The organism is Telluria sp. ZT3P39 (assembly GCF_059685935.1).
Map to the genome: position 1 here is coordinate 1 of NZ_JCASIH010000002.1, position 23,888 is coordinate 23,888.

Here is a 23,888-nt window from a genome sequence, read left to right on the forward strand (position 1 = left end):
ACGAAGTTATTTGATGGAGAGTACGCGACCTCGATTACCTCCACACGCGTTCGAGACCGCCCTTATTGAACTGATTACCTTGGTGCAGGAGGTGAGAATTTGAGGGGAAGGGTCAGGGTCAGGTCTGACATTCGGACACGAGCCCGGCACTACTCCAGTTGAGTCCGTGTCTCAATGTCAGGACCTGACCCCGATTTTTGCGTTTTCGGCAGAAAGATTTTGGAAACAAACAGGCCACGAGCAGCTTGCGCCGCCCGTGGCCCGTTTTACGACCGAAGTAACCTGCCGCTATCAGCGGTTCCCGCCGTCGTCCTTCTGCAGGTACCCGGTACGCACCCCGGCATTGCGCAGCGCCTCTTCGGAGTGTGCTTCCATGGCCTGGGCGCCCTGGTGGTCGCGGGCGGCGTCGACCTTGTCCGGCGCCACTTCGATGCGGGTGATGCCCGAATCGACCGAAATCGGGTCGCTGGCGGGGAAGGTCATCTCGACGGCGTCGTCGAGCAGGCATTCTTCCGCCTGTTCCCTGCTGGAAGCGCCTTCGCAGGTCGCAAGCGCATGGATGGCCACTGCGTAGTTCACGACCGGCATCTTCGCCAGATCCCCGACCGTTCTCACGCCGACGGCGGCAAATGCACAGGCCTGCTGTTCGGTAATGCCGCTCAGGGCGCTCAGGGGCGCATTGACGAGTTCGCTAAACGACTTGCCGTGGAATTGTTGATTTACGATGTTATCGATATTCATGATTGTCCTTTCAAGTTGGGGCCCCGGTCCTGCATGTGAATACGGCTGAACTGGTCGCATCCACTATGGCACAGAGGGGGTGTGGCGTATGTGCGGCAGCGTACCGGTAATAGCGCACACAATTGAGTTTTTTGCTCTGGTGCACTTTATTCGTCGTGCTATCATTCGCTGTTATTACGCAGGATTTCTTTAACGTAACATTCGGCTCCGGTATTCTTGTTCCGAAGGCATTCCCTTTTGGCGAAAGTACCGCAAACATCGTGGCACATACTGATAAACCGAAAATTCTTGTCGTAAACGACGATGCGGCAAGCCTGCTAGCGCTGACGAGCTTGCTTGATCAATGGGCGGACGAGAGCAACTACACGGTCCATTCCGCCCGCTCCGGCCAGGAAGCCCTGCGCCAGGTGCTGCTGCATGATTTCGCCGTCATCCTGCTCGACGTGAACATGCCCGGCATGGATGGTTTCGAAACCGCCGAAGCGATCCACCAGCGCGCCCGCTCGGCCGACATCCCCATCATTTTCGTCACCGCCTTCCTGGCCGACGAGATCGACCGCCTGAAAGCCTACCAGCGCGGCGCCGCCGACTTCATGTTCACGCCGGTGATCCCGCAGGTGCTGCATGCGAAGGTGTCGGTGTTCGTGGCCCTGGCCATGAAGAACGAGCAGCTCAAGCGCCAGGCCGAGAAGCTGTCGCAACGCACCACCGAGCTGACCGCGACCAACCGCCGCCTCGTGCGCGAGATGGAAGAACGCCGTGATGCCGAGCGCAAGAGCCACGCCAAGGACGAATTCCTCGCCATGCTGGGCCACGAACTGCGCAACCCGCTGTCGGCCATCAGCAGCGCTTCCTCGCTGATCGGCCTGGCGGGCGCCAACAGCGAGACCGTCGGCCGCGCCAAGCAGATCATCCAGCGCCAGAGCCAGCACCTGTCGCGCATCGTGGACGACCTGCTCGATCTGTCGCGTGCGATGTCGGGCAAGATCCTGCTGGCGCGCAAACCGATCGACCTGGCCAACCTGGTATCGGGCTGCCTGGAGACCTTCCGCGCCACCGGCCGCACCGCCGGCTACCGATTCAGCGTCGACCTGTCCCCTGGATGGGTGGACGGCGACCCGACCCGCCTCGAGCAGATCACCTCGAACCTGCTCGATAACGCGATCAAGTACACCCCGGCCGGCGGCAACATCGACATCAACCTGGCCGAGACGGCAGACGAAGTCGTGCTGACCGTGCGGGACAGCGGCGTGGGCATCCCGGCCGAGCTGCTGCCGCATGTGTTCGACGTGTTCGTGCAGGGTGCGATCTCGATCGACCGCTCGCAGGGCGGCCTGGGCATCGGCCTGTCGCTGGTGCGCCGCCTGGTGGAACTGCATGGCGGCAGCGTCAGTGCGGAAAGCGAAGGCTGCGGCAACGGCTCGACCTTCCTGATCCGCCTGCCGCGCACCGAGCCGGCCGTGGCGCCGCAGGCGCCCCAGCATTCGTTGGGCGACAATACCGGCAAGCCGTCGGTGCTGCTGATCGAAGACAATGAAGACGGCCGCGAAATGATGGCGACCATGCTGGCCGCCCACGGCTTCCCGGTGGCCCAGGCGGCCGACGGACTGCAGGGCGTGGCGGCAGCGGTCAGCGGCTTGCCGGCGGCGGCCCTGGTGGACATCGGCCTGCCCGGCATCGACGGCTATGAAGTGGCGCGCCGCCTGCGGCGCGATCCAGCCACGGCCGGCATCCGCCTGATTGCGCTGACGGGCTACGGCCTGGCGGAAGACCAGCGCCGCGTGCTGGAAGCGGGCTTCGACCAGCATTTGGTGAAACCCGTGAGCATGGACCAGCTGCTGGAAGCACTGGCGCCGGCAAGCATGCCGGCGGCCGACGCGGCGTGAGCCGCTTTGCCCGGACCCTGGCGTCCGGGCGAGTAAAACCTACTGCAATTCGGCAGCGCGCGCCGCCATTTCCTGTCCCAGTCCCGCCAGATCGAGCTTCAGCTCGCGCATCTTCGGGAACATTTCTTTCTCTTCTTCCTCGACGTGGTGCTCGACCAGCTCGCCCAGCACCTTCACCTTGGCGTCGTACAGGTCTTCGCCCGGGTCCATTTCCTGGATCTGGGCGATCAGGTCCTTGGCCGAGGCGTGCTCGACCACGGCCTCGTCGACCATGTCTTCGGTTTCCTTGGTGGCTTCACGCACGGCCGGATACAGGATTTCTTCCTCGATCGTGGCGTGCATGATGAGCGCGTCGCAGATCTTGTCGGCGAGCTTTTTCTTGCTGACCTTGGCGCGGTCCGTCATGCTCTCGAACTCATCGAACATGGATTTCACTTCGCGGTGCTGCGCGGTGAGCAGCGTGATGGCATCCTGCGGTTTGGCTGCGGTCGTCATTTATGTTACCCCCGGTTATGTTGATAAAGTGGTACTTCCACGACCCCAGCATCGCCCGAAACCGCCGACCCGACTGTACGGCAGCGCACGCTGACCCCGGATGAGCGGAACCGGCGGCGCCATCCGGCTTGCGCGCCCCCTTCCGTCCAACTGTTGTATGATTTGGGAAACATTTAACCGAGCTTACGATGACCGAACCGGCACCTCCGCAGTCCGACACGGCAGCAAGCGCATCCAATGCGCCGCCTGCGGACCGCTCCGCTGAACTCGCCGAGATGCTGGCCTACGTGTCCGGCTGCTGGGACGAGGAACGCCGCCTGCTGGCACGCCAGCTGCACGACAGCCTGGGCTCGTCCATGACCGCGCTGACCATGCACCTGGCCCTGCTGAGCCAGCACATTCCTGCCGAGAACAAGTCGATGCGCGACCGCGGTGCGCAGATGAAGACCCTGCTCGCGAACATCATCGAGACCAACCGCAAGATGCAGCTCGAGCTGTGGAACGACAAGCTCGAATTCCTCGGCCTGAAGGCCGCGCTGGCCGAGCTGGTGCCCGAATTCGGGGCCGGGCACGGCCTGACCGCGCGCGCCAGCCTGCCCGAGGAAGACGGATCGACCAGCCGCACGCAAGGCGTGGTGCTGCTGCGCTGCGCCGAGGAAGGCCTGCGCAACGTGGCCGCGCATGCGCGCGCCACCGAAGTGGACGTGGTGCTCGACGACGACGGCGAGCAGCTGATGCTCACCGTGCGCGACAACGGCATCGGCCTGCCGGCGGGCGCCGGCGTCATGGAAACCAACAGCTGCCATGGCCTGCGCCTGCTGCGCGAGCGCGCCCGCTTCCTGGGCGGCACGCTGGAATTGATCGCGCCTGAAGGCGGCGGCACGCTGCTGCGCATGACCTTGCCGAAGGACGCGCCGGCCGTGTAAGCGGGCGCGCCCCGGCGCAGCTCAGTGCAGCTTCACCAGGGGCGTGGCCCGCCGCACCAGGAAGCGCGCCAGCGCCAGCACCCCGGTGCGCATGGTGCCGAGCACCGCGCGGTGGTGCATCAGGTGCAGGCTGGTGTACATCAGGCGCGCCATCGTGCCCTGCACGAACCAGCTCGCCCCACGCAGGGAACCCATCAGGCTGCCCACGCTCGTGCTGCGGCCCACCGACACCAGCGAACCGTAATCGCGGTACTCGTAAGAAGCGCTTTGCGGCGCCTCGCCCCTGTGCCTGCGCAGGAAGGTCGTCACCAGGTAATCGGCCTGCTGGTGCGCGGCCTGGGCGCGCGGCGGCACCACGGTGCCCTTGCCATCGGTGCAGGCGGCGCAATCGCCCAGCGCATACAGGTCCGGCATGCCCTTCACGCGCAGTTGCGCATCCACCTCGACCTGGCCGCCCTTGGCCAGCGGCAGGCCGAAGGTCTCGAGCAGCTCGGGCGCGCGGATGCCCGCGGCCCAGACGCACAGCTTGGCGGGATAGACATTGCCCTGCTGGTCGATCACGCGGTCCTTCTCGATGGCCGTGACGCGGCAGTTGGCGACCACGCGGATGCCGCGCTTGTCCAGCAAGCTGGCGGCGGCCGCCGAGACTTTTTCGGGCAGCGGCGCCAGCACCCGCGGCGCGCCCTCCAGGATGGTGATGCGCACGTCGCGCCGCACATCCAGCTGGTCGAAGCCGTAGGTGACGTAAGCGCCGGAGGCTTCGCGCAGTTCGGCCGCGAGCTCCACGCCGGTGGCGCCGCCGCCGATGATGACCACGTCCAGTCCCCCGCCCTGGCCACGCCCGCTGCCGTCCTGCTCTTCCTGGTCCTGTTCCGCGGCCAGCATCAGGCGCAGCATGCGCAGGCGGAAGCGCTCGGCGTCTTCGGTGGCGTTCAGGGAAATGGTGTGTTCGCGGGCGCCGGGCACGCCGAAATAATTCGAGGTGCTGCCGATGGCCAGCACCAGCGCGCCGTAGACGAGCCTGCGCTCGGGCAGGACTTCGTCGTTGTCGCTTGCTGCAACGATGGCGCCGACCGTGAGGGTCTTGCTAGCTGCGTCGAGCGCCGTCATCGGGCCGAACACGAAATTGAAGCCATTGTCGTGCGCCAGCATCTGGTAAGACAGGCCTTCCTGGTGGATGTCCAGGGTGCCGGCCGCCACCTCGTGCAGCGACGGCTTCCAGATATGGTAGAGCCGGCTGTCCACCAGCGTCACCTTCGACGGCCCGAGTTTCCGGCCCAGTTTGCAGGCCAGCTCCAGGCCGCCTGCCCCACCACCCACGATCACGATATCGCTACGCAAAGTAAGCTCCTTCATGTCGCCCGTCCGGCAACGCCAGCACATGGGCGATGTGGCAATCTTACTACGTTTGCGCAAGCTCAGCGTTGAGGCCGCGGCGCGTCCATCGGGGGCGAAGCGCGGCATGGCTATCATGCGCGGGGGCGGCCGGTGTAGCATGGCCCGGCAGGCCAACCACAATGAAAGGAGCCGACGTGAACCAGCGCTTTCGACCGATCACGCACCTGGGCCTGGGCGGCACCGGGCTGGGGGACATGTACCACACCACCAGCGACGAGGCGGCGCACGCCACCGTCGATGCGGCCTGGGACACGGGCATCCGCTATTTCGACACCGCGCCCCACTACGGCACCGGATTGTCCGAGCACCGCTTCGGCCAGGCCCTGCGCCGGCGCGCGCGCGCCGACTACACGCTCTCGACCAAGGTCGGGCGCCTGCTCGTGCCCGATCCGGCCGGCGACCCCGCCCCGCCCTTCGTCTCCTCGATGCCGTTCCGGCGCGTGATCGACTTCACGGACGGCGGCGCACGGCGCGCGGTCGAGGACAGCCTGCAGCGCCTGGCGCTGGGCAGCATCGACATCGTCTACGTGCACGACCTGTCGCCGGACGCCTTTGGAGCCGAGTTCGAGCACTATTTCAGGGTGGCGTCGGGGCCCGGAGGCGCTTTCGAAGGCCTGGTGCGGATGCGCGAGGAAGGCATGATCAAGGGCTGGGGCCTGGGCGTGAACACGGTCGAGCCCTGCCTGCGCGCGCTGCAGCAGTCCGACCCCGACATCTTCCTGCTGGCCGGGCGCTATACACTGATGGAAACGACGGCGCTGGACGCCCTCTTCCCGCTATGCGCCAGGCGCGGCGCCGGCGTGGTGCTGGGCGGCCCCTACAACTCCGGATTCCTGGCCGGCGGCGACCATTACGATTACCTGCCGGCCAGCCCGGAGCGCCATGCGCAACGCGAACGCCTGCGCCGCGTGGCGGCGCGCCATGGCGTGGACCTGGCCGCCGCCGCGCTGCAGTTCGGCGCCGCCCACCCGGTGGTGGTCGCCACCATCCCGGGCGCGAGCAGCGCCCACCACCTGCGCCGTAATGCGGGGCTGATGGAGGTGCAGATTCCGGCCGGGTTCTGGGAAGAGCTGGTGCTGGAGGGCCTGCTGCCGCGCGAGGCGCCGCTGCCGGGCCAGCCGGCCGGCTGAGATTTTAGTCGTGACCACGGCCGTGGCCCTTGCCATGGCCCTTGTCGTGGTGCTTGTCCTTGTGCTTGCCATGCCCGCGGTCGTCGTAACGGTCGTTGCGGTCGTCGCGGCGGTCGTAGCGGTCATCGCGGCGGTCGTCCCCGCGGCCATGGCGCTCATACCCGCCATGGCTCTCGCGGTAGCGCGGCGCATACACGTCCGAATACCACTGGTCCTGCACGAACATCACCGGCTGGCCGCAGGCGCCGTATTTGCGGCAATGCTTTCTCCAGTTCTTGCGATGGCCCGGCGGCACCCGCAGGTAGACCGGCTGCACGTTGGTGCGGTAGTGGCGCTCGATGACGACCGGCTGCGCCAGGTAGACCGGCGGCGGACCGTAGTCGCCGATGTCCAGGCGGCCGTAGAAGCCCGGCTGGCCGATGTTGATGCTGACATTGGTCTGGGCCAGCGCCGGGAAGGATGCGGCCGCCAGGGCTGCGCAAAGGATCAGGGATTTCATGGGTGCCTCTCGAGAGTTGATGTCCACACGTTACCATTGGGAACGTTCATTGGATGTACGGTAGCGAACAATCCCCTCTTGCGGGCGCCCTTTCACACTCGCTTACATATTCCTGAACAAGGCCATGAAGGGCTGGCTGACGGCGAGCGTCTCGGGCCGGTTCTTCAGCCGCACGATGCCGCGCCCGGTGTCGTCGCGCGTCACCCCGGCCACCGCGCGCAGGTTGACGATGGTCGAGCGGTGCACCTGCTTGAACATGGACGGGTCGAGCACTTCCAGCAAATCGCGGATGGGTTTGCGCAGCAGGGCTTCGCCGTCCGCCGTCATCACCACCGTGTACTTGCTGTCGGCCTGGAAGTAAGCCACGTCGTCGACCAGGATCAGGCGCGTCTCCTGCCCGCGGCTGGCGGTGAGCCAGACCAGCGGCGGGGCCTTGGGCTGGGGTGGCGCGACGGTCGCCAGCTGCTGCAGCAGCGCCTGCAGCTGGCCGAGTTGCCCCTGGTCCTGGCCGCCGCGCGCCAGGCGTTCCTTCACCCGCCCCACCGTCCCGGCCAGCCGCTCGCGCGCCACCGGCTTGAGCAGGTAGTCGACGGCGCCGCGGTCGAACGCGTCGATCGCGTACTGGTCGTAGGCGGTGACGAACACCACCTCGGTCTTGATCCCGGAATCGAGCACGCTAGCCGCCACTTCGAGTCCGCTCAGGCCAGGCATGCGGATATCGAGGAAGGCGACTTCGGGCTGCCAGGCGGCGATCGCCTCCAGGGCGCTGCCGCCATCTTCGCAGGCGGCGACGATTTCCAGCTCCGGCCACACCTGGGCGAGAAGCTGCACCAGCGACTCGCGCAGCAGGGCTTCGTCTTCGGCAATCACACATTTAGGCATGATGGACTCCTTCGCCAACCGTGCTGTTGACGGCATTGGGCACGGTGATGGTGGCCGCCACGCCGCTCGGGAAGTTGGCCACGATCGAGAACGAGGCCGCGTTGCCGTAGGCCAGGCGCAGGCGTTCGCGCACATTGCGCAGGCCGACTCCGGTGCCGCCGCCTTCCGCCGTGAAGCCGCGGCCATCGTCGGCCACCGTCACGGCCACCGCGTTGTCGACCTGGCGCGCCAGGATCCAGACCGTGCCGCCGCCGGGCTTGGGCTCCAGGCCGTGCTTGATCGCGTTCTCCACCAGGGTCTGCAGCATCATGGTCGGGAACAGCACGCCGCGCAGGGCGTCCGGGATATCGACCTGCAACTGCAGGCGCGGGCCCATGCGGATTTTCAGGATGTCGAGGTAGGCGCGCGCCCGCTCGAGTTCCTCGCCGATGGTCGAGGGGGCGTCTTCGGTACGCGGCAGCGAGTGGCGCAGGTACTGGATCAGGTTGCCCAGCATCTCGTCGGCGCGCGCCGGATCGGTGCGCGTGAGCACCTGGGCGCTGGCCAGGGTGTTGTACAGGAAGTGCGGTTCGACCTGGGCGTGCAGCAGGTTCAGCTTGGCGACCGTGAGTTCCTTCTCGGTGGCGGTCTGGCGTACCCTGGCTTTCTCGCCGCGGCGGCGTTCGGCCACGCGGCGGGTGATGGCGCGCACGATGGCTTCGGCGTTTTCCAGGTTGGTGCCGTGGTCGACCAGGAACCAGTCGGTCCAGGCCGCGCCTTCCGGCTCGCAGATCAGGGTCACGCTGCCGGCTTCGTCGCCGTTGGGCGTGACGGTGGCCAGGATCTGGTTGCGGCGCGAACCGAAATGGTCGAGCGCCCAGTTGGACAGCGCGCTGTCGCCGCGCTCGCTATTGCCGTAGGGGTCGATGCGGGCCACCTTGGCGCGCACCTGCAGGCTGTCGCGGGCGCTCTCCGAGATTACCGCGCCCGGCAGTTCGCGAATGGCCGCGTCGATCAGGTCGAAGGCTTCGCCGGCCTCGAACGGGATCTCGATCTGGCGCCGCTGGCGGTTCGACAGCGTGCTGGAGTTGACCGCGCCGGACACCAGGCGCACCCGGCGGATGTGCGAAAACACACCGGACAGCACCCACAGGCCCAGCACGAAACCGAGCAGCACCAGGTAGCCGCCGATGTCGCGCTCGCCGAATTCGGTGTGCTTGAAGATCGACTCGACCAGGAAGATGCAGAGGGTAATGTAGACGATGAGCCAGGCGGCCAGCAGCCGGCCGAAGTGGAAGGTACTTGAAATCATGATGTTCTCTCATTAGTCAGGGCAAGGCCAGATTAGCCGTGGTCTGCATTGCCGGGTGACATTATGCGACGGAGCCGGGATAAGGGCGACGAAACCGGGGACGGCGGGCATCAATAAACCGTTGCGCATTGGTCTCACCTGGCTTGCGGCGCTCGCGCCATGGCCTGCCCTGCGGCTACAATGCCTGCGCTAATCGACACTGAAAGGTTTTCGCATGTCCCTGAAACATCTCGTCTTCGCTGCCGCCGCCATCGTGAGCGGCGCCTCCGCCCAGGCCGGCGTCGCCCTCACCGCCGACCTCGGCACCACCGGCGCCGGTTTCCACGTCGTGGTCCCGATGGAGACCTACCTGAATGGCCGCTTCGGTGCCAACTATTTCAAGCATGATTTCGACAAGCGCTCGGGGCTGGTCGACTACCACCTGGACGGCAAGCTGCAGACCTTCGACGTGCTGTTCGACTGGTACCTGCGCCCGCAAGGCGATTTTCGCCTGACCGGCGGCCTCGTCTACAACGGCACCCGCTTCGACGTCCGCGGCAAGCCGGGCGTAGCCGGCAGCTTCAGCTTCAACGGCACCACCTATACCAGCAACGACATCGGCACCCTGGAAGGCGACGTGAGCTTCCGCCGCGCCGCGCCGTATCTCGGCATCGGCTGGGGCAATGCCTTGAACCCGAACAAGCGCTGGAACGTCAGCGCCGACCTCGGCGCCTTCTACCAGGGCAAGGGAACCGTGAACCTGATCCCGCGCGGCTGCGTCACCTCGAACGCCCTGTGCGGCCAGCTGGCGCGCGACGTGGCGGTCGAGGAACTGCGGCTGAGCGAGGATGCGGCCGATTTCAAGGTGTATCCGGTGCTGCGCGCAAGCGTATCGTACAGTTTCTAAAAAAACCACAGGCGTATGCATTTCCGGCGCGGACCGGCGTATGATGGAAGCTTCCCTGGAGGATCCGCCATGCCACCGCGCCTTCTGCTCGCCGCCGCCTTCGCCATCACCTGCGTGTTTCTTGCAGGCTGCAAGGACCAGCGCGAGCCTGCCAAGCCCATCGTCGACCTGTCGCGCACCGCCGTCGTCGATTAAGCCGGCGGATTGCGTCACCTGCTCCCCTGTGCCGACACCGGCAGGCGCCACAGCGGCTGTCCCGATGTGAGACACTAGCGGCTGTTCATTTATTTCCGCAACCACCCCATGCCGTTTGCTTCCCTCGGGCTGATCGACCACCTCAATCAGACCCTCGCTACACTCGACTACACCACCCCGACCACCGTGCAGCAGCAGGCGATTCCCGCCGTGCTGGCCGGCAAGGACGTCATGGCCGCGGCCCAGACCGGCACCGGCAAGACCGCCAGCTTCGCATTGCCGCTGCTGCAGCGCCTGAGCAAAAAAAGCACGCCGGTCAGCAGCAATGCCGCGCGCGTGCTGGTGCTGGTGCCGACCCGCGAGCTGGCCGAGCAGGTGCACGAGAGTTTCAAGACCTATGGCGCCGGCTTGCAGCTACGCACGATGGTCGCCTATGGCGGGGTCAGCATCAATCCGCAGATGATGAGCCTGCGCAAGGGTGTGGACGTGCTGGTGGCAACGCCAGGCCGCCTGCTCGACCTGCACCGCCAGAACGCCGTCACCTTCAACGAAGTACAGACCCTGGTGCTGGACGAGGCCGACCGCATGCTCGACCTCGGCTTCTCGCGCGAGCTCGACCAGGTGTTCGCCGCCCTGCCGAAAAAGCGCCAGACCCTGCTGTTCTCGGCCACCTTCTCCGACCAGATCCGCGCCATGGCCAACCGCCTGCTGCGCGAGCCGGTGCGGATCGAGGCCGCGCCGCGCAACTCGACCGTCACGGCGATCAGGCAGTGGCTGGTGACGGTCGATAAAAAGCGCAAGTCCGAGCTGTTCCTGCACCTCTTGAGGCAACACGACTGGCCGCAGGTGCTGGCCTTTTGCAAGACGCGCAGAAGCGTGGACGAGCTGGTGGCGCTGCTCGACGCCAAGCGCATTTCGGCCGACTCGATCCATGGCGACAAGCCGCAACCTGCGCGCCTGCGCGCGCTCGATCGCTTCAAGGCCGGCGAGGTGCGGGTGCTGGTGGCCACCGACGTCGCCGCGCGCGGGCTGGATATCGAGGACTTGCCGGTCGTCGTGAACGTGGACCTGCCGATCGTGGCCGAGGACTACGTGCACCGCACCGGCCGTACCGGGCGTGCCGGCGCCTCGGGCGAAGCGGTGTCGCTGGTCTGCGCGGACGAGGTCGAGCAGCTGGCGGCGATCGAGGCGCTGACGCGCCAGACATTGGCGCGGATCGAGGAGAACGGGTTCGTGCCGGATCACCGGGTGCCGGTGACCGAGGCGGGCGGGCAGATCGTGAAGAAACCGAAGAAGCCGAAGAAGCCGAAGGGGAATGCGCCGGTGGTGACGGAGGATGTGCGGTTCAGGCGATGAAAGATTATTTCAACTTCGCACTTCTGATGAAATATTCTTTCGTAGGGCGGGCGGCGAAGCCGCCCACCCTACAAGATCAACTTCATCTCGCGCATGCCCTCCAGGCCCGTCGACGTCACCGTAAAACCCAGCTTCTTGACCATCGCCGTAATCCGCGAATTCTGCGGCAGTGCCTCCCCCACGATCTCGCGCGTGCCGCGGCTTCGGCAGTAGGCAATCAGCTTCTCCATCATCATCTTCCCCAGCCCCATCCCCTTCAGGTCCGAGCGCACGGTCACCGCGAATTCCGCCGTGATATTGTCGGGATCGGCCACCACCCGGCCCACCGCCAGCGTCTCGGCCACGCCGTCCGCATTCGGACGCGTCGCGATGAAGGCCATCTCGCGGTCGTAGTCGATCTGCGTGAAGCGCGCCAGCTGCGAAGGCTGCAGCTCGCGAATCCGCACGAACATCCGGTAGCGCACATCGTCCGGCGTGAGCGCGTCAAAGAAGGCCAGGTGCGCCGGCCCGTCCTCCGGACGGATCGGCCGCAGCAGCAAGGGCCCGCCATTCCACTCGACCGTCTCTTCCAGCTCGCGCGGATAGGGGCGGATGGCGAGGCGGTCGAGCGTGCTGCCGGAACGGTCGGCCAGCGCCAGGCGCATGCGCGCGTCCAGCACCACGGCGCCCTTCGCATCGGCCAGCAGCGGATTCAAATCGAGTTCCACGATCTCGGGAATGTCCGAGACCATGCGCGAAACCTGCACCAGGCTTGCCAGCACCGCGTCCATGTTCACCGCCGGGCGGTTGCGGTAGCCGGCCAGCAGCCGCGCCACGCGGGTGCGGTCGACCAGGTCGCGCGCCAGCACCAGGTTCAGCGGCGGCAGGCCGACCGAATGGTCGTCGGCCACTTCCACCGTCACCCCGCCCTGCCCGAACACGATCACCGGCCCGAAGACGGCATCCAGCGCCGCCCCGACGATCAGCTCGTGCGCGCTGCTGCGCCTCACCATCGCCTGCACCGCGAAGCCCTCGAAGCGGGCATCGGGGAACAGTTCGCCCAGCCGGCGCCGCATGCGCGCGGCCGCGGCCCGCACGGCTTCCTCGGTGTCGAGGTCGAGCGCCACGCCGCCGAAATCCGACTTGTGCATCACGTCGGGCGTGAGGATCTTGACCGCCACCGGGTAGCCGATGTTCTGCGCCGCCTGCACCGCCTTCTCGATGTCGGGCGCGGCGCGGGTCTCGACCACCGCCATGCCATAGGTGCGCAGGATCGCCTTGGTCTCGGGATCGGACAGCAGCTTGCGGCCGCTGGCGAGGGCTTCGCGCACCAGCGCGCGCGCCGCCGCGCGGTCCGGCGCCACCGTGCCCGCCATCGAGGGCGGCACTTCCATCAGCAGGTTCTGGTTGCGCCGGTAGTGCACCAGCTGCATGAAGCCGGCCACCGCGTCTTCGGGGGTGCGGTAGGCCGGCAGGCGCGCGCCGGATGCGATCGCACGCGCATCCAGCACCGAGGCCCCGCCCAGCCAGCACGAGAGAATGGTCCTGGAAGCCGTGCGCACCAGCGGCGCGATGGCGTTGGCCACGTCGCCGCTGGCCACGGTGGCGGTGGGCGACTGGATCACCAGCACCGCGTCCACCTGCGGGTCCTGCAGCAGGATCTCCATGGTCTCGCGGTAGACCGCGGGCAGCGCGCCGCCCTGCAGGTTGACCACGTTCCCGCGCCGCCAGCCCGGCGCGAGCAGCGCATCGAGTCTTTCCGACGAGGTCCCCGACAACTGCGCTTCCACCCCGCCGCCGTAGGCCAGCGCATCGCGCGCCAGCACGCCGGGCCCGGCGCCATTGCTGACGATGGCCAGGCGCTCGCCGTGCAGCGGGCGCGCATAGGCCAGGGTCTCGGCGGCCGAGAACAGCTGGTCGGTGGTGTACACGCGCAGCATGCCGGCGCGCCGGATCGCGCAATCGAACACGTCGTCGGGATCGGCCAGCGCCCCGCTCTCGCTGGCGGCGGCCGGCAGCGAGTCGTTTTCGCGGCCGGCCTTGAGCACCAGCACCGGCTTGCTGCGCGCCGCCGCGCGCGCGGCCGACATGAACTTGCGCGCGTGGCGCAGGTCCTGCACGTACAGCAGGATGGCGGAGGTGGCCCCGTCGCTGGCCAGGTAATCGAGCACGTCGCCCAGGTCGACGTCGGCGGCGTCGCCCAGCGCGACGAAATGCGAGAAGCCGATGCCGCGCGTGCGCGCCCAGTCCAGCACCCCGGCCATCAGGGCCCCCGACTGCGACACGAAGGCGATCCGCCCCGGCAGCGCCCCGCTGTGCGCCACGCTCGCGTTCAGGCCCAGTCCGGGCGCCAGCAAGCCGGCGCTGTTCGGGCCCAGCAGGCGCAGCAGATACGGGTGGGCCGCGTCGAGCATCGCCTGGCGCAGGCTGCGCCCCTTGGGGTCGCGCGCGTCCTGCGGGATCGCGGTCAGCACCACCGCCGCGCGGGTGCCGCGTTCGCCGAGCTGGCGCACGATGCCCGGTATGGTCGACGGCGGCGTGCAGATCACGGCCAGCGCAGGCGCCTGCGGCAGCTCGGCCACGCTGGCATGGCAGCGCTGCCCCTCCAGTTCCTGGTACTTGGGATTGACCGGCCAGACCTCGCCCTTGAAGCCGCCGGCCAGCAGGTTGTGCAGCAGGGTCGCGCCCAGGCTGCCGGGACGCGCGGACGCGCCGACCAGGGCTACCCCGCCGGGCGCGAACAGGTGCTGGAGGTTGCGCACGCTCATGCGGCGTTCCCGGCCGGGGAAGTGGCCGCCGGGGCGGCAGGAGAACGGGCGTCTGGCATGGGCGCGGTCTTTCCTCGTGAGCAGGTGCTGTGGCAGATGCCGGCCCGTGGCAGGCCTTTATGAGGAGAGCATAGCGCCGCTTCGGAAGACGGCGCGCACCGGACCGCTCAGCCGGCGTAGCGCGGGGCGGCCTTCTAACAGTACCTTGCTTTTGCGGCAATTTATCGACCGTCAAGTGAGGCAAAGCCCATGCTAGAATCCCTCGACCCGGCGCGGGCCGCCTCAGTCAAACCAGACCCATGAAGAACAATCCAAGCAGCAGCCTGGTCTACTCCACCGAGAGCGGGCGCATGTGCCCCGCTTGCCGCCAGCCCCTCGCGCAATGCGCGTGCAAGGCCAAGCCCGTGATCGCGGGCGACGGCGTGGTGCGCGTGTCGCGGCAAGCCAAGGGCCGGGGCGGCAAGACCGTCACCCTGGTCAAGGGGCTCGCGCTCGATGCTGCCGCGCTGGCCGTGCTGGGCAAGCAGCTGCGCACGGCCTGCGGGTCCGGCGGGACGGTAAAGGATGGCGTGATCGAGGTGCAGGGCAACCATTGCGAGCTGGTCATGGGGGCGCTCGAGAAGCTTGGGCACCGGCCCAGGCGCGCCGGCGGCTGAGGCCTTTCTGCTGCGAGCGCCATCCGCTGCGCCGCCATGGGTCGGTGGGAGGTAAGCTGCCTCTTCCTGCCGCGCCGACGGCACACCGCAATGGAGAACCGCATGGCACGTCATCCAGGCATCTTCCCCACCTTCTTCCTGTCCGGCTTCGAGTGTTCCAACTTCTTGTGGAACAACGGCGTGCGGCGCAACCTGGTGGCGGAAACGGGACATGACCGCCATGCGGCCGAGGATTACCGGATACTGAGCAGCCTGGGCATCGCCGTGGCGCGCGAAGGCATCCCGTGGCCGACCGTGGACAAGGGCGGCCGCCATGACTTCTCCTGCGTCGATCCCTATATCGAGGCCATGAACGCCTCGAAGATCCTGCCGATCTGGGACCTCTGCCACTACGGCTATCCGGACGACCTCGACCCGTTTTCCGAGGATTTCGTCAGCCGTTTCGCGGCCTATTGCCGCGCCGCGGCCGCCTACGTGGTGCCGAAAGTGCGCGGCCCGCACTTCTTCACCCCGATCAACGAGATCACCTTTTTTTCCTTCTGCGCCGGCGAATGGGGCTGGGCCGCGCCTTACCAGTGCAGCCGCGAGGACCGGACCCGCCTGCTGCTGGCGCTGACGCGGGCCGCGATCGCCGGCGTGAAGGCGATCCGCGAAGTCGACCCGGAAGCGCGCATGGTCAACGTCGATCCGCTGGTCTGGGTGGTGGCGCCGCGCGACCGCCCGGACCAGATCGAGGCCGCGCGCCACGAAACCCATGTCGACACCTTCCTGGCCTGGGACATCCTGTGCGGGCGCGAGCATCCCGAATTCGGCGGCTCGCCCGAGGTGCTGGACATCGTCGGCGCCAACGCCTATTCCTTCGGGCAGATGGAATACCGCGAGCAGGGCCCGCATGCGCCGCTGCCGCCGGGCGACGACCGCATCGCGCCGCTGTGCGACATGCTGGAGATGATCTGGACCCGCTACCGCCGGCCGATCATCATCGGCGAGACCAGTGGCCTGGGCCATGGCCGCGCCGCCTGGCTCAAGGACGTGATGGAAGAATCGCTGGCGGCGGTGCGCCGCGGCATCGACCTGCAGGGGATTTGCCTGTTCCCCGCGGTCGACATGCCCGACTGGCATACCGGCGAATGGGTGCACAACGGCATCTGCGACGTCATCGAGGACAACGGCGACCTGAAACGGGTGCCGCACCGGGAGTTGGTCGACGAACTGCGGCGCTGGCAAAAGGAACTGAACCGGGTCACCTGCCTCGACGAAGACCCGTTCAGCGACCCGGTGGACCTGCAGGACGTGTTCGACGCGGCCCAGAGGCTCAAGCTGCAGTCGGACAAGGACTGGTCCTGACGGCTCGCGCGCATGCCCGGCCGGCTACAGCCGGCGCAGCAGGTCGATCAGCTCCTGCGGCGCCACCGGCTTGGTGAAATGCTCGTCGAAGCCGGCCGCCAGCGAGGCGGCCCGGTCTTCCTTGCGGCCGCGCCCCGTCACCGCCACCATGTAGGGGCGCGGCGAGCGGTGCGACAGCGCGGCCGCCACTTCCAGGCCGTCCATCTCCGGCATGCCCAGGTCGAGCACCGCGATGTCGGCCGGGCGCTCGTTGTACAGGCGCAGGGCGGCCGCGCCGTCGTGCACCACTTCGACCGTCGCACCTTCGGAGCGCAGCAGCCAGGCCAGCGAATCGGCGGCGTCGACGTTGTCGTCGGCGATCAGGATGGTCTTGGACAGGCCGGGCGTGGCGCTGCTGCCCGCTTCGACCGCCAGGCGCGCTTCGGGCGGCTGGACGGTCGGCAGGCGCACGCTGAAGCAGGATCCATGTCCCGGGCCGGCGCTGTGCGCGTCGATGCGCCCGCCATGCAGCTCGACCAGGCCCTTGGCCAGCGACAGCCCGATCCCCAGTCCCCCCTGGGCCAGGTGGCTGGCGCTGCTCACCTGGACAAACGCGTCGAACACCCGCGCCAGCATGTCCGGCTCGATGCCGATGCCGTTGTCGCGCACGCGGACCAGTGCGTCGCCGCCTTCCTGCTTCAGGGTGATCTCGATCTGGCCACCGGGCGGGGTGTACTTGGCGGCGTTGTTGATCAGGTTGGCGAGCACCTGGGTCATGCGCAGCGCGTCGGCATCGACCCAGACCGGCTCGTCGCACAGGTTCAGCGCCACCTGGTGGCGGCCCGCTTCGATCAGGGGCATGCTGGTCTGCAGGGTGTCGCGCAACAGGCGCCCCATCTCCAGCGGCGTGCGCCGCAGGTCGATCTTGCCGCGGCTGATGCGCGAGACGTCCAGCAGGTCGTCGAGCAGGCGCGACATCTGGGCGGTCTGGCGGCCCACCATGGCGGCGATCCACTCGATGCGGTCCGGCGCCAGGTGCTTGCTGCGCAGGAGCGAGGCCGCGTTGGCGATCGGGGCCAGCGGATTGCGCAGCTCGTGCGCCAGGGTGGCGATGTAGATGTCCTTGCGGCGGTCGGCTTCGGTCAGGCCGTCCATCGCCTCCTCGCGTTCGCTCACGTCCAGCACCAGCGAGAACACCTTGTCGATGTCGCCCTGCTCGTCGTACAGCACCGAGTTGTACCACTCGCAGCGCAGGGTGCGCCCGTCGCGCGTGCGGTTGCGGTTGCACGACTTGACGTACTTGGTGGCCGAGTCGATCAGGCGGCCCATCGCCATCGCCACCTTGCCGGCGTCGTCTTCGTGGATCACCGGCAGGCCGTCGATGCGCTGGCCGACCGCCTCCTGCGCAGTCCAGCCGAACAGCTCCTCGGCGCGCCGGTTCCACAGGCGGATCACGAAATTGCGGTCCCATTCGATCACGGCCAGCGGCGTGTTCTCGATCAGGTACCTGGCCTGGTCGAGCGCACTGGCCAGCGCCACGCTGGCCGCGGTGCGCTCGGTGATGTCGTCCAGGACGATCACGGCCGCCGCCAGTTCGGCCGCGCCGTCGCGCAGCGGCGCGCCGCTGACGGTGAACATGCGGCGTCCGTCGCCCGCCACGCTTTCGAGCATCGCGTCGCGAAACGGCACGCCCCCGACCGCGCGCCGTACCGGCTCGCCAATCAGGGAAAGCATTACCTCGGGGCCGGGCTTGCTGCCCTTGCCGCTGTGGGCGAAGCGCGCCGCCATGCGCTCGGCCTGGTCGTTCGCCATCACGCAGTGGCCTTCGGCATCGACGATCAGGACCCCGTCCGGCAGCTGCTGCAGCACCGATCCGAGCAGGCTTTGCCACTGGGCGCGCGAGCGTGTCTCGATCATTTCCTCGAAGGTGTCGCGCAGGCGCGCGTGCAGCGCGATGTTGTCGATCGCAACCGCGCCGAGGACGAACAGCGAAGCGGCCAGCCCGTACAGGCGGCCGGCATAGAAACCGAGGTCGTACTGGCCCCCGTTGACCAGGCAGGAAAGCAGCACCTCGAACACCCAGGCCGTCATCGCCACGATCAGCCAGACGTCCAGCACGGCGCGCGGGCGCCTGGCGCCCAGCTTGTACAGCGCCCCCAGCGTCAGGGCCAGCACCGCGAGGCTGATCCAGCGGTAGGCGCCTTCGTGGCGCTGCGCCGTCACCAGCGCCGGCAGGTGGCGCGCACCGCTGGTACAGGCCAGCACCAGGGTCACGACGAACAGGACGATGAGCAGGGTGCCGACCCGCATGAAATGCGGCGGCAGCGGGCGCCGGTAGCTGCGGGTATAGGTAAGCACGAACAGCGGGAACAGCGCATGCCAGAGGATGAACAGCCAGGGCGTGGTCTGGCCGTTCCCGCCCAGCAGCCCGCGAGCCGAGAACAGGCCCGGGTAGGTCAGCATGTGCGCCAGTGCGATCAGCGCCGTGAACAGGTAGCCCAGGGTCAGGATGCCGAGCGACCAGGAGCGGCTGGTATGCACGTGCCCGAGCAGGAGGATGCCGGTGAGGAGGTTGCTGCCGATGAGGATCGACTGGTACATCGGCACGAATGCCGGCGCCGCCGGCATCGGCGTGCCGGCGAACGGCACGAGCAGCGCGAACAGCGCCGCCAGGAAAACGAGAACGCCAATGACAGTGCGCAGCTGACGCCGGGTGGGGGGGTGCTTCGCGAGATCTGCTGGTTCTGCCAGAACACCATATCGCATGTGTCATCCCGATGGAATGCTGAACGATGAAGTCGTGCCGCGCGCTGTCTTTACTCCTATACCCTGCTGACAATTGATACTCATCAAAAATATAGCCCAAAAGCCGGTGCTTGTGAGCCTTATTTAGTTGCCATGATCAAAAAAGGGGCCCCGCCTATCCATTCCGCATCGAACGGGGCTCCCGGCCATGCGTCAAAGGCTCGCGGAGGAGGCCCTGACCGGGTAGCCTGCGGCATCGATCGCGGCCACGATCGCCGCCAGCGGCGCGCTGCTGGCGATCCGCACGCGCCTGGCCGCCAGGTCGATGTCGACCCTGGCCGCCGCATCGATACCCTGCACTGCCTGGGTCACGCGTCCCACGCAATGCCCGCAGCTCATGCCGTCCACCGTCAATTCATACATCTCGTTTTCTCCAGTTGGTGCGGGCGCTTCGGCCCGCGTGGTTGACAAGGATGGCGCCGGACGCCAGCGGCGCAGCAGCAGCGCGTTGGCCACCACGCTCACCGAGCTCAGTGCCATGGCGGCGCCGGCCAGCACCGGGTCGAGTTGCCCGCTTGCCGCCAGCGGGATGCCGACCAGGTTGTAGACGAAGGCCCAGCCCAGGTTCTGGCGTATCTTGGCATAGGTGCGCCGCGAGATCGCGATCGCATCGGCCACCAGCAGCGGGTCGCCCCGCATCAGGGTGATGCCGGCGGCGTGCATGGCCGCGTCCAGGCCCGCCATCGCGATGCCGACATCGGCTGCCGCCAGCGCCGGCGCATCGTTGATGCCGTCGCCGACCATCGCCACCTTGCGCCCGCCCTGCCTGAGTTCCCCGACCAGGCGCGCCTTGTCGGCGGGCAGGATGCCCGCGTGCCAGCGCGCGATGCCGGCCGGGGTCGCGACCGCGCGCGCGGCGCCTTCGTTGTCGCCGGTGAGCATGACCGCTTCGATGCCCATCGCCTGCAGGCGCGCCACCGCGGCCGCGGCCCCTGGCCGTACCGTGTCGCCGAAAGCGAGCAGGCCCGCGACCTGCGGCGCGCCGCCGCCCCGGCCGCTGGTGGCCAGCCAGGACACGGTGCGCCCCAGGTCTTCGTGGGCCTGCGCCGCGGCCTGCAAGGCGCTGGTGTCCGCGCCCAGTTCCGCCATCAGGCGCGCGTTGCCGAGATGGACCGTGACGCCATCGACCTCGGCATGCACGCCGCGGCCCGGCAGCGCTCCGGCCTGCGTCGCCTCGAACCAGGCGGCGCCGCGTGCGCTTGCCGCCTGGGTGACCGCCTCCGCCAGCGGATGCGCGCTGGCCTGCTGCACGGCGCGCGCCAGCGCCAGCACCCGGCCCGGGTCGATCCCCTCGATCGCCGCCACGCGCGGCCGGCCTTCGGTCAGGGTGCCGGTCTTGTCGAACACCACCACGTCAAGCGCATGCGCGGTCTCGAGCGCCTCCGCGTCCTTTACCAGGATGCCGTAGCGCGCCGCCACGCCGGTGCCCACCATGATCGAGGTCGGCGTGGCCAGCCCCAGGGCGCAGGGACAGGCGATCACCAGCACCGCCACCGCATTGAGCAGCGCCGCCTGCCAGTCGCCGTTCGCCAGGCCCCATCCCAGCAGCGTGGCGAGAGACACCAGCAGCACGGCCGGCACGAACACGCTGCTGACGCGATCAACCAGGCGCTGGATCGGCGCCTTGACCGCCTGCGCCTGTTCGACCAGGCGGATGATCTGCGCCAGCATGGTCGCGCTGCCCACCGCCGTGGCGCGCACCAGCAGCAGGCCGTCCGCGTTCACGGCGCCGCCCGTCACGCGCTCGCCCGGGCCTTTGGCCACCGGCATGCTCTCGCCGGTGAGCAGGGATTCGTCCAGGTGGCTGCGCCCTTCCTCGACGACGCCGTCGGCGGGCACGCGCTGTCCCGGCCGCACTACCATCAGGTCGCCCACGCGCAAGGCATCCACGGGAATACTGCTGTCCACGCCGCCCTGCCGCACCAGCGCTTCGCCTGGGCGCAGCGCCTCGAGGGCGCGGATCGCGGCCACCGCCCGGTGCTTGGCGCGGCCTTCCAGCCATTTGCCCAGCAGGACCAGGGTGATGATGACGGCTGCGGATTCGAAATACAGGTGGGGCGCGCCATGCGCGCCGTGCCGCAGGAGCAGGTAGAGCGACAGCCCGTAGGCGGCGCTGGTGCCGAGGGCGACCAGCAGGTCCATGTTGCCGCTGCCGGCGCGCAGCGCCTTCCAGCCGGCGCGGTAGAAGCGCGCGCCGAGCCAGAACTGCACCGGGGTGGCCAGGGCCATCTGCAGCCAGCCGGGCAGCGCCCAGTGGACCCCGAACAGCTGCGCGAGCATGGGCGCGGCCAGGGGCACGCTGAACAGGCTCGCCGCGGCAACCGGCCACCAGGACGGCAGGCCGGCTTCGGCCGGAGCCGCAAGGGGAGCAGCCGCGTCGGAAGCTTCATAGCCGGCCCGGCGCACGGCCGCGACCAGGGCCGAGGCTTGCGCGCTGCCGCGCACGGTGGCGCTGTCCAGCGCCAGGTTGACGCTGGCATCGAGCACGCCCGGCACCGCGCGCAAGGCCTTTTCCACCCGGCCCACGCAGGATGCGCAGGTCATGCCGCCAATGCGCAGGACCGCTTCACCGCCCTTGCTTGTTGTAATGTTCATCTGCCCTCCTCGTTCGATACGCGAAGGATAGGCCTTCCCATGGTGGGAAGGTCAAGCGGCTTGCCCCGCGCGATGCTCAGCAGGGGTACTTGGCCGAGCACACCCGCCCGCGGCCGGCCTTCTTGGCGCGGTACATGAAGCCGTCGGCTTCTTTCAGCAGCGCGTCCGGATCGCGCACGGCGCCGCTGCCGGCGACGTCGAGGGCGATGCCGATGCTGGCGCGCACCCGCACCGCGCGCCCGGGCAGTTCCACCGGTTCGGAAATGCTCGAGATGAGTTTTTCGGCCACCATGTGGGCGTCGTCGAAGGTATCGGCCATGTCTTCCAGCAGCACCGTGAACTCGTCGCCGGACAGGCGGAACACGCTGTCGGTCTTGCGCACGCCCTGGCGCAGGCGCTCGGCAATCACGCCCAGCAGGATGTCGCCGGCCTCGTGGCCCTGCGAATCGTTGACGGCCTTGAAGCCGTCCAGGTCGATGAACAGCATGCCGACCGTCTTGCCGCTGCGGCCCGCGCGGGCCTGGGCCAGCGGCACCGATTCCATCAGCGCACGGCGGTTGAGCAGGCCGGTGAGCATGTCGTGCCGGCTTTCGTATTCGCGCTGCGCCTGTTCCTGCTTGCGCTGGGTGATGTCGTGCAGGAAGGCGCTGAACATGATGCGGCCGTTGACCTCGAGGGCGCGGATGCGCACCTCCACCGTCAGCCCGGTGCCGTCGCGCCGCCTGGCGGGCAGCTCGAGGCGCTGGGCGGCCACGGTGGCATCGCGGGTCGCCAGGTAGCGCTGCATGCCCTGGCGGTGGCGGTCGTGGTATTCCGGCGGGATGATCAGCTCTTCCAGGGCCTGGCCCAGCGCCTCGGCGCGCGGCCAGCCGAAGGTTTCCTCGGCCTGGCGGTTCCATGCGGTGACGACGCCCGCTTCGTCCAGGCCGATGTAGGCATCGTTGGCGTTTTCGACGACGCTGCTGATCTCGGCCTCGCGCGCGCGCAGCAGGCTGTTAACTTGCTGCAGCTCGGCGGTGCGCTCGGCCACGCGCCGCTCGAGGTCGGCGTTGAGCGCGGCAATGGCTTGCTGCGCGTGCTTCTGGGCGTCGATGTCCTTGATCACCGCCACATAGTATTCGACTTCGCCGTGCGCATCGCGCTTGAACGAGACGTTCAGGTTGATCCAGACCGTGCGGCCGTCCTTGCGGATGTAGCGCTTCTCGAGCTGGTACTGGTCGATCTCGCCGCGCCCGATCGCCTGCAGCTGCACGGCGTCGAGGTCGATGTCGCCGGGATGGGTGATGTCCTGGTAGGTCAGCCGCCACAGCTCTTCTTCGCTGTAGCCGACGATGTCGCACAGTGCCTGGTTGACGCTGATCCAGCCGCCGCCTGGGGCCACCAGCGCAATGCCGACGCTGGCGATATCGAAGATGGTGCGGAAACGCGCATCGCTCGCCCCCAGCACGTCGCTGGAGCGCTGCAGCTGGTCGCGCGCCAGCGCCAGGCGCTCGCGGTACTGCACTTCCTTGGTCAGGATCGCGGCCAGGTCCTCCAGCACCTCCGTTTCGGCAGCACTCAGTTCGCGCGGGATGGTATCGAGCGCGCACAGGGTGCCGATCGCCAGCCCGGCCGTGGTGCGGATCGGCACGCCGGCATAGAAGCGGATGTTCGGCGGACCGTTGACCAGGGGGTTGTCGCTGAAGCGCGCGTCCTGCGTCGCGTCGCTCACCACCAGCGGGCTGAGCATGCCGATCGCATGGGCGCAGAAGGCTTCCTCGCGCGGGGTTTGCTGGACATCCAGGCCGACCCGCGACTTGAACCACTGGCGGTCGGCGTCGACCAGGGAAAACAGCGCCATGGGCACGCCGAGCATGCGGCTGGCCAGCCGCGTGACGCGGTCGAACACCGGTTCGGGAGGCGTATCGAGCAGGTCGAGGGCGTCGAGGAGCGACAGCCGTTCAAGTTCGTCCGGTGGCAGTGGGGCAGCAGGCATGAATGTCCGTCAGGGTCAAGGGAGCAGCATCGGCACTGCCCATGCACGACTGTAACAGATACTCAATTGCCAACACAAAATGTCTGTGTTCCTGAGACC

The 23,888-nt window shown here is 68.0% G+C and carries 18 protein-coding genes; 8 read left to right on the plus strand and 10 right to left on the minus strand.

Annotation, left to right across the window (positions count from 1 at the left end):
* Nucleotides 1-291: 291 nt before the first annotated feature.
* Nucleotides 292-741, minus strand: a complete 450-nt coding sequence (locus AC56LR_RS02140; protein ID WP_497126911.1) for a hypothetical protein — start codon at nucleotides 739-741, stop codon at nucleotides 292-294.
* A gap of 260 nt (nucleotides 742-1,001) precedes the next feature.
* On the opposite strand from AC56LR_RS02140, the gene AC56LR_RS02145 reads away from it, so the two are divergent.
* Nucleotides 1,002-2,627 carry a response regulator gene (locus tag AC56LR_RS02145; protein WP_497126913.1) on the plus strand — a complete coding sequence of 542 codons (1,626 nt, stop codon included), beginning with the start codon at nucleotides 1,002-1,004 and terminating at the stop codon, nucleotides 2,625-2,627.
* Nucleotides 2,628-2,666: 39 nt separating this feature from the next.
* Here the strand turns inward: AC56LR_RS02145 and AC56LR_RS02150 are convergent, their stop codons facing one another.
* Complete coding sequence (locus AC56LR_RS02150) at nucleotides 2,667-3,122, minus strand: hemerythrin domain-containing protein (protein ID WP_497126915.1); 456 nt, start codon at nucleotides 3,120-3,122, stop codon at nucleotides 2,667-2,669.
* Between the two features lie 188 nt (nucleotides 3,123-3,310).
* Here AC56LR_RS02150 and AC56LR_RS02155 point away from each other — a divergent pair, with 188 nt between their 5' ends.
* Complete coding sequence (locus tag AC56LR_RS02155) at nucleotides 3,311-4,048, plus strand: sensor histidine kinase (protein ID WP_497126917.1); 738 nt, start codon at nucleotides 3,311-3,313, stop codon at nucleotides 4,046-4,048.
* 21 nt (nucleotides 4,049-4,069) lie between these two features.
* On the opposite strand, the gene AC56LR_RS02160 is transcribed toward AC56LR_RS02155, so the two are convergent.
* Nucleotides 4,070-5,404 (minus strand): NAD(P)/FAD-dependent oxidoreductase, encoded by a 1,335-nt coding sequence (locus AC56LR_RS02160; protein ID WP_497126919.1) that lies wholly within the window; start codon nucleotides 5,402-5,404, stop codon nucleotides 4,070-4,072.
* Between the two features lie 161 nt (nucleotides 5,405-5,565).
* Between AC56LR_RS02160 and AC56LR_RS02165 the strand changes: the two genes are divergently transcribed.
* Nucleotides 5,566-6,576 (plus strand): aldo/keto reductase, encoded by a 1,011-nt coding sequence (locus AC56LR_RS02165; RefSeq protein WP_497126921.1) that lies wholly within the window; start codon nucleotides 5,566-5,568, stop codon nucleotides 6,574-6,576.
* Nucleotides 6,577-6,580: 4 nt separating this feature from the next.
* Here the strand turns inward: AC56LR_RS02165 and AC56LR_RS02170 are convergent, their stop codons facing one another.
* From AC56LR_RS02170 to AC56LR_RS02180, 3 genes are all read right to left on the minus strand, one after another.
* On the minus strand, nucleotides 6,581-7,075 hold the full coding sequence (locus AC56LR_RS02170; protein ID WP_497126923.1) for a hypothetical protein: 495 nt from the start codon (nucleotides 7,073-7,075) through the stop codon (nucleotides 6,581-6,583).
* A gap of 102 nt (nucleotides 7,076-7,177) precedes the next feature.
* On the minus strand, nucleotides 7,178-7,957 hold the full coding sequence (locus AC56LR_RS02175; protein WP_497126925.1) for a LytR/AlgR family response regulator transcription factor: 780 nt from the start codon (nucleotides 7,955-7,957) through the stop codon (nucleotides 7,178-7,180).
* Entirely contained in the window at nucleotides 7,950-9,248 is a 1,299-nt protein-coding gene (locus AC56LR_RS02180) for a sensor histidine kinase (protein ID WP_497126927.1), read from the minus strand. Before AC56LR_RS02180 ends, AC56LR_RS02175 begins: the two co-directional genes overlap by 8 nt.
* Before the next feature lie 214 nt (nucleotides 9,249-9,462).
* Between AC56LR_RS02180 and AC56LR_RS02185 the strand changes: the two genes are divergently transcribed.
* The 3 genes from AC56LR_RS02185 (at nucleotide 9,463) to AC56LR_RS02195 (ending at nucleotide 11,685) form a co-directional block, all read left to right on the plus strand.
* The gene (locus AC56LR_RS02185) at nucleotides 9,463-10,134 is read left to right on the plus strand and encodes a hypothetical protein (RefSeq protein WP_497126929.1); all 672 of its coding nucleotides are present in this window, start codon (nucleotides 9,463-9,465) and stop codon (nucleotides 10,132-10,134) included.
* Between the two features lie 69 nt (nucleotides 10,135-10,203).
* A complete protein-coding gene (locus AC56LR_RS02190; protein ID WP_497126931.1) occupies nucleotides 10,204-10,329 on the plus strand; it encodes a hypothetical protein in 126 nt (41 codons plus the stop codon).
* A gap of 108 nt (nucleotides 10,330-10,437) precedes the next feature.
* A complete protein-coding gene (locus AC56LR_RS02195) occupies nucleotides 10,438-11,685 on the plus strand; it encodes a DEAD/DEAH box helicase (RefSeq protein WP_497126933.1) in 1,248 nt (415 codons plus the stop codon).
* A 68-nt stretch (nucleotides 11,686-11,753) separates the two neighbouring features.
* Here the strand turns inward: AC56LR_RS02195 and AC56LR_RS02200 are convergent, their stop codons facing one another.
* Complete coding sequence (locus tag AC56LR_RS02200) at nucleotides 11,754-14,432, minus strand: bifunctional acetate--CoA ligase family protein/GNAT family N-acetyltransferase (protein WP_497126935.1); 2,679 nt, start codon at nucleotides 14,430-14,432, stop codon at nucleotides 11,754-11,756.
* Between the two features lie 299 nt (nucleotides 14,433-14,731).
* On the opposite strand from AC56LR_RS02200, the gene AC56LR_RS02205 reads away from it, so the two are divergent.
* The gene (locus tag AC56LR_RS02205) at nucleotides 14,732-15,088 is read left to right on the plus strand and encodes a translation initiation factor Sui1 (RefSeq protein ID WP_497126937.1); all 357 of its coding nucleotides are present in this window, start codon (nucleotides 14,732-14,734) and stop codon (nucleotides 15,086-15,088) included.
* A 102-nt stretch (nucleotides 15,089-15,190) separates the two neighbouring features.
* Nucleotides 15,191-16,435: a glycoside hydrolase family 1 protein gene (locus tag AC56LR_RS02210; protein WP_497126939.1), complete on the plus strand. Its 1,245-nt coding sequence runs from the start codon at nucleotides 15,191-15,193 to the stop codon at nucleotides 16,433-16,435.
* A gap of 24 nt (nucleotides 16,436-16,459) precedes the next feature.
* On the opposite strand, the gene AC56LR_RS02215 is transcribed toward AC56LR_RS02210, so the two are convergent.
* The 3 genes from AC56LR_RS02215 to AC56LR_RS02225 all read right to left on the minus strand — a co-directional run bounded on the left by AC56LR_RS02215 (nucleotide 16,460) and on the right by AC56LR_RS02225 (nucleotide 23,789).
* Nucleotides 16,460-19,180 (minus strand): ATP-binding protein, encoded by a 2,721-nt coding sequence (locus tag AC56LR_RS02215; protein WP_497126941.1) that lies wholly within the window; start codon nucleotides 19,178-19,180, stop codon nucleotides 16,460-16,462.
* A gap of 192 nt (nucleotides 19,181-19,372) precedes the next feature.
* The gene (locus AC56LR_RS02220; protein ID WP_497126943.1) at nucleotides 19,373-21,814 is read right to left on the minus strand and encodes a heavy metal translocating P-type ATPase; all 2,442 of its coding nucleotides are present in this window, start codon (nucleotides 21,812-21,814) and stop codon (nucleotides 19,373-19,375) included.
* A gap of 76 nt (nucleotides 21,815-21,890) precedes the next feature.
* Nucleotides 21,891-23,789 carry a PAS domain S-box protein gene (locus tag AC56LR_RS02225; protein ID WP_497126945.1) on the minus strand — a complete coding sequence of 633 codons (1,899 nt, stop codon included), beginning with the start codon at nucleotides 23,787-23,789 and terminating at the stop codon, nucleotides 21,891-21,893.
* Nucleotides 23,790-23,888 lie beyond the last annotated feature (99 nt).